The organism is 'Vigna radiata' phytoplasma, assembly GCF_030586915.1.
GTDB classification, from domain to species: domain Bacteria; phylum Bacillota_I; class Bacilli_A; order Acholeplasmatales; family Acholeplasmataceae; genus Phytoplasma; species Phytoplasma australasiaticum.
In genome coordinates this window covers 1-6670 of sequence record NZ_JAOSIS010000027.1, presented here as the reverse complement: position 1 = coordinate 6670, position 6670 = coordinate 1, and the positions used below count along the sequence as shown (strand labels likewise).

At 26.0% G+C, this 6670-nt stretch carries 6 protein-coding genes and 2 pseudogenes; all 8 read left to right on the top strand.

The features are described 5' to 3' along the window. Positions 1-381 (top strand): annotated as a pseudogene (locus OC710_RS02280) (magnesium-translocating P-type ATPase); the annotation flags it as partial. Between the two features lie 39 nt (positions 382-420). Then, positions 421-1200: a diadenylate cyclase gene (locus OC710_RS02275; protein ID WP_004995479.1), complete on the top strand. Its 780-nt coding sequence runs from the start codon at positions 421-423 to the stop codon at positions 1198-1200. 306 nt (positions 1201-1506) lie between these two features. Next, positions 1507-1782 carry an acyl carrier protein gene (locus tag OC710_RS02270; RefSeq protein ID WP_004995480.1) on the top strand — a complete coding sequence of 92 codons (276 nt, stop codon included), beginning with the start codon at positions 1507-1509 and terminating at the stop codon, positions 1780-1782. Between the two features lie 11 nt (positions 1783-1793). Beyond that, positions 1794-4247 carry a leucine--tRNA ligase gene (gene leuS / locus OC710_RS02265; RefSeq protein WP_004995483.1) on the top strand — a complete coding sequence of 818 codons (2454 nt, stop codon included), beginning with the start codon at positions 1794-1796 and terminating at the stop codon, positions 4245-4247. Between the two features lie 95 nt (positions 4248-4342). Continuing rightward, the gene (gene gmk, locus OC710_RS02260) at positions 4343-4954 is read left to right on the top strand and encodes a guanylate kinase (RefSeq protein ID WP_304514987.1); all 612 of its coding nucleotides are present in this window, start codon (positions 4343-4345) and stop codon (positions 4952-4954) included. Positions 4955-4974: 20 nt separating this feature from the next. After that, the gene (gene rpoZ / locus OC710_RS02255) at positions 4975-5211 is read left to right on the top strand and encodes a DNA-directed RNA polymerase subunit omega (RefSeq protein ID WP_238120241.1); all 237 of its coding nucleotides are present in this window, start codon (positions 4975-4977) and stop codon (positions 5209-5211) included. Positions 5212-5251: 40 nt separating this feature from the next. After that, positions 5252-5851, top strand: coding sequence for a 16S rRNA (cytosine(1402)-N(4))-methyltransferase RsmH (gene rsmH / locus OC710_RS02250; RefSeq protein WP_004995491.1), 600 nt, complete (start codon positions 5252-5254; stop codon positions 5849-5851). Between the two features lie 573 nt (positions 5852-6424). Continuing rightward, positions 6425-6670 (top strand): annotated as a pseudogene (locus OC710_RS02245) (group II intron reverse transcriptase/maturase); the annotation flags it as partial.

Sequence of the window (6670 nt, the reverse complement as noted above, 5' to 3'; positions counted from 1 at the left end):
GATATTTTGTTTTGTTCCAGTTTGTTATGGAATTATGGTATTTTTTCTTCTAATAATTGGGATTGCGATAAAATTAATTTATTTAGAGCAGGGTGGTTTATTTTTTCAATTTGGACTCAATTTTTGACTATTTTGTATCTTAGAACTCCTAATTTTTTCAAAAATTGGAAAAAAACTATTTATATATTTACATTTCCTTTTGTTGCTGGCATGTTAGCTTCTTATTTGCCTTGTATAAATTTTTTATCTAAAAGATTATATTTTAATAATCCTTTTGATCAGGGTTATGTGGTTATTTTAGGAAGTTTTTTAGTTTTGTATTGTTTGTTTTTATTTTTAATTAAAAAAATATTTTTGATAAATAAATGTGATCTTTTGTAAGGTGATATTAAATTTTATCGAATTGGATGGGTGCGCGAAATGATTTATTGGCAAGATATTTTGAATATATTATTGTTTTGTGTGGCTACTGCGTTTTTATGTTATGTTTCTTTAAATATTTTTTTTAGTAAATATGAAGTTCTTAAGATAGTTTATTGTTTTTGTTTAGGTATTTTATTTGTTTATTTTTTAAAATTTTTTTTAGAAAAATATAATAGTTTTCAACAAATTAGAATTTTTTTAGAAAAAATTAATATTTATAATGTAATATTAAATTTTGTTTTGATAGTGCCTATTATTATTAAAGCTCCTTATTTACGGTTTTATATTCAAAATTGGTCCGGCTTCTGGAATAGAAAAAAAATGATAGTCATGGGTAATAAAAATACACAAAATCAAATTTTAAAAGCTGTTTGGTTCATGTCAGAAAAAAAAATTGGTTCTTTAATTACTATTGAAAAATACAATACCTTAGAACAATTTGCTCAAAAATCTATTTTTATTGATGCTAATGTTTCTTATGAATTGTTAATTAATATTTTTATGCCTAATACACCTTTACATGATGGTGCTGTGATTATTCGTGGTAATAAAATTTTATCCGCTGGAACTTATTTTATGTTATCTGATAATCAACATTTTGAAAAAATTACAGGTTCTCGGCATCGCGCAGCTTTAGGTATTAGCGAACATACTGATAGTATGACTATTATAGTTTCTGAAGAAACAGGTGATATTTCTATTGCTGTTGATGGAATTATGTTATTAATGAATGATCGTAATAAATTTCAGGAATATTTAACTATGTTTATGGGTTAATTTTTGTTAAATTTTTTTATTAAAATTATGTGTTTAAAAAAATATTATTTTAACTTTTGATAAACTAAATTATTTACATATCGTATTTATAATTAGTTTTTTTTATTAAATGAAACTTTTTTAGTATAATTGAAGTAAAGTTTTTTTGAATTGGAACATTTTGATATGAATTAATTCAACATTTTTTGATAGTTATTTTTTATTTATTGTATTATAATAATTTAATTATAAATTTATGTTAATAATAGTTATTCTTGATATATTTATATTTTTTTTATAAAATAAATCTTATATATGGAGTGAATCGTGTTTAATAAAATTAAAAAAATAATTGCAGAGCAATTATCAATTTCTGAAGATATAATCACATTAGAAACAAAATTAAAGGAAGATTTAGGTATGGATTCTATTGATGCCGTTAATTTAGCAATTCAATTAGAAAAGATTTTTGATATTAAAATTAGTGATGAACAATTGCAACAATTTAAATTAGTCAAAGATATTACGGTTTATATCGAATCTAACTTTTCTGGATGTCTAGATGAAAATAAAATTGTTGAATCTAAAAAAAATCGGAGTTAAAAAAGTTTTTTATGTTAGTTTATGATTTTCGCAGTATTGAAGCTAAATGGCAGTTGCATTGGGACGAACAACAAACTTTTAAAACAGATATTGATTATAATAAAAAAAAATTTTATTGTTTAGATATGTTTCCTTATCCTTCTGCTCAAGGATTGCATGTGGGACATTTAGAAGGTTATTCTGCTAGTGATATTATTAATAGATTTTTCAGAATGCAAGGTTTTAATGTTTTACATCCTTTTGGTTGGGATTCCTTTGGTTTACCTACAGAACGTTATGCCGCTCAAACAGGACAACATCCTGCTTATGTAACTTATCAAAATATTGCGAATTTTAAAAAACAAATTAAATCGCTTGGAAAAGGTATTGACTGGAGTAGAGAATTAGCTACTTCTGATTCTTATTATTATAAATGGACTCAATGGATTTTTAAAAAACTTTATCAAAATCAATTGGCTGTTTTGCAAGATGTTGAGGTTAATTTTTGCCCTAATTTAGGGACAGTATTGGCTAATGAAGAAGTTATTTCGACTCCTGAAGGTATTATATCGGAACGCGGTGGTCATCCTGTTTTTAAACGAAAAATGAAACAATGGGTTTTAAAAATTACTAAATATGCAGATAGACTTTTGAATGATTTGTCATTATTAGATTGGCCTACATCTATTAAAGAAATGCAAATTAAATGGATTGGTAAAACATCAGGTTTTATTTTTTATTTTCCTTTATTGATGAATAATGCACAATATTTATCAGTTTTTACCACTATGCCTCAAATGATTTTTGGAGTTAGCGCTTTAATCTTAGCTCCTGAACATCCTTGGGTATCGCTTTTAACTACTGCTGAAAATCAAAGCAATGTTAATGATTATTTAAGCAAAACTCAACGCAAGAGTAATTTAGAACGAGATATCAATAGAGAAATAACTGGAGTTTTTACTGGTAGTTATGCTATTAATCCCTGTAATAAACAAAAAATTCCTATTTGGATTTCTGATTATGTTTTTATGCATTTTGGTACAGGAGCTTTAATGTCGGTTCCTTTATACAATCAAAAAGATTTTGTTTTCGCTACGAAATATAATTTGAACAAATATATTATTAAATATTGTAGTTCTTGTTGTCATTTATATTCAGAAATAAAACGAATCAAAAAACCATGTTTGCAAACTAGTGGTACTTTCATCAATAGTGATTTTTTAAATGGTTTAGATGAAAATTTGGCTAAAGAAAAAATTATGGATTTATCTATTAAAAATAAATGGGGAGAACCATTTAATACTTATAAAATTCATGATTGGTTATATTCTCGTCAAATTTATTGGGGAGAACCTTTCCCTGTTTATTATGATGAAAATAATAAAATTTATTTAATGTCTGATCACGAATTACCTTTAGAATTGCCTGAAACAGATAAAATAGAATATTTATATAAAAGCGAATCTCCTTTATCTCAAATTGATTCTTGGTTGTACTTTTGTAAAAACGGCAAAAATTATAAACGTGATTCTAATACTATGCCACAATTCGCAGGTAGTTCTTGGTATTATATAGGTTATATTTTGAAAAATTATTTAAGTATGATACCTATAAATACTATGGAAGCTAAAAAGTTATTAGATTATTTTTTACCTGTAGATATTTATATAGGCGGAGCTGAACATGCTCATGGTCATTTAATTTATGCTCGTTTTTGGTGTAAATGTTTATATGATTGGGGATTAATCTCTACTCCGGAACCTTTCTACAAATTAATTAATCAAGGTATGATTTTAGGTAATGATAATTTAAAAATGAGCAAATCTAGGGGTAATATAGTCAATGCATCAGAAGTTTTAGATACTTATGGAGCTGATGTAATAAGACTTTATATTATGTTTTTAGGCCCTTTAGAAGAGAATAAATCTTGGTCAGGACAAGGTTTAAAAGGTATTCAACGTTTTTTAAATCGTATTTATAATATTTTTGATAAATTTACTATTTGTGAACAAGCATTTACATCTTTAAATAAAATTACACATCAAACTATTCGAAATGTTACTGAATATTATAATAAATTTCAATTTAATAAAGTTATTAGTCAATTAATGATTATGACCAATCATATTTATCAATATGAAAAAGTAGATCGTTTTCAAATTCGAATTTTATTACAATTACTTAATCCTATAGCTCCGCATATTACAGAGGAATTGAATCAAATTAAATTAAATTCCAAAGAAGAATTGGTGTATTCTTCGTGGCCAAAATATAATATTTCTATATTAGAAGAGAAAGAAACTACTATTATTATTCAAATTAATGGTAAAATGAAATCTCAGTTATTGATTCCTTTTGATACAGATAAATCTGAAATTTTAAAAATTGTTGAAAAAGATGAAAAAATTTTAAGATTTATTAAAAACAAGAAAATTATTAATACTATTTATGTAAAAAATAAATTATTAAATATAGTTTTGATATAGATTTAATTCGATTTTAATTAATAAATAAAATTTTACTTATAATTTTTTGAGAAAGAATGGTTGTTTTATTATTTATGAAATTAAATAAAGAAGGGATGTTGATAATTATTTCGGGACCATCAGGAGTAGGTAAAGGAACAGTTAAGAAATTATTATTAGATAGAATTAAAAATAATTTAGTTTATTCAGTTTCTATGACTACTCGAGATCCGCGAATAAATGAAAAAAATGGAAAAGATTATTTTTTTGTTAGTAAAAAATTTTTTGAAGATAAAATTAAAGAAAATTATTTTTTAGAGTATAACGAATTCATTGGTAATTATTATGGTACTCCTAAAATTAAAGTAATCGAAGAATTAAAAAATAATAAAGATGTCTTGTTAGAAATAGATGTTCAAGGTGCTTTAAAAATTAGTCATAATTTTATTAAAAGTAAAAGTATTTTTATTTTTTTAGCTCCTCCTTCTATTTCGATTTTACAAAATCGCATCAAATGTCGCAATACAGAATCTTTACAAACAATTAACGAACGTATTGATAAAGCGCGTCAAGAATTATTATTAATTAAAAAAATCAAAAAGTATGATTACATGATTATTAATGACCAATTAGATGAAACGGTTAATATTATCATGTCTATTTTAGTCGCAGAGCGTGTAAAATTTAAAAGGATGATTAAGTCTTATTCATCTAAAATTTTAATTTAAAACTATATTTAAGAAAGGTTATGAAGTTAAAGATGCTTTCAAATCAAAAAAAAGGTTTTTCCACTTCTTCTATCGATGATTTATTGAAGTGTATTGATTCTAAATATAAATTAGCTTATGTTGCTGGTAAAATTGCTCATGTTTTAGAAACTAAAGACGAAAATTATAAATCCCAAATTAAAGGTAAAAAAATTGTTAGTAAAGCTTTATCAGAAATAGTTAATCAAAATTTTAGAATTATTTTTATAGAAAATTAAAAAAAGTTGTTGCTGTCATGATTGATGAGGTTTTATAGAATTGTTAAATAAAAATCATATCCCTGTTATGATTAGGGAAGTTGTACAATATTTGAATATTAATTCTTCAGGAGTTTATGTTGATGCTACTTTAGGAATGGGTGGTCATAGCAATGCTATTTTAAACAAACTTGTTGACGGTACTTTATACTCGTTTGATCAGGATATTCAAGCTATTAGACAATGCCAAAAAAGATTTATTAATTATAAAAATATTTTTTTAATAAATAAAAATTTTTCTTTTTTATATGATGAATTATTAGCTCGTAATGTAAATAGGATCGATGGGATAGTGTTTGATTTAGGTCTATCTTTGTTGCAAATCAATGATAATGAAAGAGGTTTCAGTTATTTACGTAATAATATATTAGATATGAGAATGGATTGTAATAACCCTATTACTGCTCAATATATTCTAAATAATTATTCTTTAGAAAATTTGCAAAATATTTTCCAGATTTACGGAGAAGAACCAAAATCTCGTTTAATTGCTAAAGAAATTATTAAAAATAGACCATTTTATAGGACCGCTGAATTAGTTAATATTACAGATAAATTTAAGAATCCTTATAATAATCGTGGGGGCGCCAAAGAGGCCTAAATTTCGTGCTATTTAACCAATAGTCAGGGCTGATAAACCTTGAAAGGATATGGTCGGTCTAACTAACGAAAGTAGGTTAGATTAAAGCAGACCATAAAAGCGGGTTGCGACGAAAGCAAATTAGTCAAGATGACTCCGCCACCGAATAATTCGATGGAGAAGCCTGTAATGGCCTAAGAAGGAAAATTGATGTAATTATTAAACCTGTTCCGGAAGTTGTTTAAACGGACAGTCCAGAGTCTATCGACATAGTCCACGAATGTTGGATAGTTTATCGAATAAAGAAACCTGGAATCAGCCTCTGAACGAGGATACTTCCCCTAAAGAATTAAGGTAGAAATTTAGCGTAACTTGGAGAATCCTAAAACTAAGTAATTAAATTTACTAATCCGGAAATAAAAGCCCGGATGGTCAAGGATAAAGCATCTTCTTAGTAGTCGTAAAAGTAAACCTAAATTTGGAATAATTTAGTTAATCGTCTTACCAAGAAGAGAGTTAATCACTCTTATAGGGCGAAAGAAGAAAGTAATTTACTAGTTATTCAATGGTATCGGGAAAAGGGGTTGATATATTATGTCAACAACAGTTTCGCCAGAAACTAAACTTTTACGAACATTGAATAAAATTCAATATTGTTCATCAAACAGCTACTCTCTAAAAAGAGAGTTGCAGCAAGGAATGAATAACTTTTGCAACACGTTAACAGCATTTAATAAAATTGCGGCTAACAAAGGAGCGGGTACACCTGGAATTGACAATAAAACCATCGATGGAATTAATCTGGAAAGATTACAAAGATACCATCGGGAATACGTCAAC

Excerpts from the sequence above, each read along its gene's own strand:
- rpoZ (WP_238120241.1), top strand. The coding sequence starts at position 4,975 with ATGAAGTTAAAGATGCTTTCAAATCAAAAAAAAGGTTTTTCCACTTCT.
- leuS (WP_004995483.1), top strand. The coding sequence starts at position 1,794 with ATGTTAGTTTATGATTTTCGCAGTATTGAAGCTAAATGGCAGTTGCAT.
- gmk (WP_304514987.1), top strand. The coding sequence starts at position 4,343 with ATGTTGATAATTATTTCGGGACCATCAGGAGTAGGTAAAGGAACAGTT.
- OC710_RS02275 (WP_004995479.1), top strand. The coding sequence starts at position 421 with ATGATTTATTGGCAAGATATTTTGAATATATTATTGTTTTGTGTGGCT.